Origin of the sequence: Bacillus sp. RO1 (assembly GCF_012524115.1) — a bacterium.
Taxonomy (GTDB): Bacteria; Bacillota; Bacilli; order Bacillales; family Bacillaceae_I; genus Sutcliffiella_A.
On sequence record NZ_JAAZWB010000074.1, the window covers coordinates 1 to 2,084 of the forward strand.

2 tRNA genes and 1 rRNA gene are annotated in these 2,084 nt (G+C 50.6%); all 3 read right to left on the reverse strand.

The features are described 5' to 3' along the window. Positions 1 to 182 precede the first annotated feature (182 nt). The 3 genes from HC179_RS11110 to HC179_RS11120 all read right to left on the reverse strand — a co-directional run bounded on the left by HC179_RS11110 (position 183) and on the right by HC179_RS11120 (position 1,969). Positions 183 to 258 (reverse strand) — tRNA-Ala (locus HC179_RS11110). 22 nt (positions 259 to 280) lie between these two features. Beyond that, a tRNA-Ile gene (locus HC179_RS11115) sits at positions 281 to 357 on the reverse strand. 60 nt (positions 358 to 417) lie between these two features. Then, a 16S ribosomal RNA gene (locus tag HC179_RS11120) occupies positions 418 to 1,969 on the reverse strand. Between the last annotated feature and the right edge of the window lie 115 nt (positions 1,970 to 2,084).

Genomic DNA, 2,084 nt, shown 5'->3' on the forward strand with positions numbered 1-2,084 from the left:
TAACCGTTGACCAATTTGGTCATGTGTCGATATCAGCGATGATATCTATAAAGAAAATTACTAAGATGAACGATATTTTGTGAATATCTTGATATTAGTTACATTATCTAGTTTTCAAGGAACAACTGCGATAAATCCGAAGATTTATCTTATGTGATTATTTTCACAGAGTGAAAAAATCTTGGTGGAGCCTAGCGGGATCGAACCGCTGACCTCCTGCGTGCAAAGCAGGCGCTCTCCCAGCTGAGCTAAGGCCCCTTAAAGTTCTATAATTAAAAAATGGTGGGCCTAAGTGGACTCGAACCACCGACCTCACGCTTATCAGGCGTGCGCTCTAACCAGCTGAGCTATAGGCCCCGACTATCTATGAGAGAGATCTCTCAAAACTAAACAAAACAACAAGCGTACATTCCTTAGAAAGGAGGTGATCCAGCCGCACCTTCCGATACGGCTACCTTGTTACGACTTCACCCCAATCATCTGTCCCACCTTAGGCGGCTGGCTCCAAAAGGTTACCCCACCGACTTCGGGTGTTACAAACTCTCGTGGTGTGACGGGCGGTGTGTACAAGGCCCGGGAACGTATTCACCGCGGCATGCTGATCCGCGATTACTAGCGATTCCGGCTTCATGCAGGCGAGTTGCAGCCTGCAATCCGAACTGAGAACGGTTTTATGGGATTGGCTCGACCTCGCGGTTTTGCTGCCCTTTGTACCGTCCATTGTAGCACGTGTGTAGCCCAGGTCATAAGGGGCATGATGATTTGACGTCATCCCCACCTTCCTCCGGTTTGTCACCGGCAGTCACCTTAGAGTGCCCAACTGAATGCTGGCAACTAAGATCAAGGGTTGCGCTCGTTGCGGGACTTAACCCAACATCTCACGACACGAGCTGACGACAACCATGCACCACCTGTCACTCTGTCCCCCGAAGGGGAACGTCCTATCTCTAGGAGTGTCAGAGGATGTCAAGACCTGGTAAGGTTCTTCGCGTTGCTTCGAATTAAACCACATGCTCCACCGCTTGTGCGGGCCCCCGTCAATTCCTTTGAGTTTCAGTCTTGCGACCGTACTCCCCAGGCGGAGTGCTTAATGCGTTAGCTGCAGCACTAAAGGGCGGAAACCCTCTAACACTTAGCACTCATCGTTTACGGCGTGGACTACCAGGGTATCTAATCCTGTTTGCTCCCCACGCTTTCGCGCCTCAGTGTCAGTTACAGACCAGAAAGTCGCCTTCGCCACTGGTGTTCCTCCAAATCTCTACGCATTTCACCGCTACACTTGGAATTCCACTTTCCTCTTCTGCACTCAAGTCCCCCAGTTTCCAATGACCCTCCACGGTTGAGCCGTGGGCTTTCACATCAGACTTAAAGGACCACCTGCGCGCGCTTTACGCCCAATAATTCCGGACAACGCTTGCCACCTACGTATTACCGCGGCTGCTGGCACGTAGTTAGCCGTGGCTTTCTGGTTAGGTACCGTCAAGGTGCGAGCAGTTACTCTCGCACTTGTTCTTCCCTAACAACAGAGCTTTACGACCCGAAGGCCTTCATCGCTCACGCGGCGTTGCTCCATCAGACTTTCGTCCATTGTGGAAGATTCCCTACTGCTGCCTCCCGTAGGAGTCTGGGCCGTGTCTCAGTCCCAGTGTGGCCGATCACCCTCTCAGGTCGGCTACGCATCGTCGCCTTGGTGAGCCGTTACCTCACCAACTAGCTAATGCGCCGCGGGCCCATCTGTAAGTGATAGCCGAAACCATCTTTCAATAAAGAACCAGGAGGTTCCTTATATTATCCGGTATTAGCTCCGGTTTCCCGAAGTTATCCCAGTCTTACAGGCAGGTTGCCCACGTGTTACTCACCCGTCCGCCGCTAACCTTTTAAAAGCAAGCTTTTAAAAGGTCCGCTCGACTTGCATGTATTAGGCACGCCGCCAGCGTTCGTCCTGAGCCAGGATCAAACTCTCCAATAAAGAGTCTGAGCTTTTGCTCAAAATTTGCTAGCTTGTGTTACTTAAAATCATTTTGTCGTATTCCGTAGAACCGACGTTATGACGCTGTTGTTTTGTTTAGTTTTCAAAGATCATT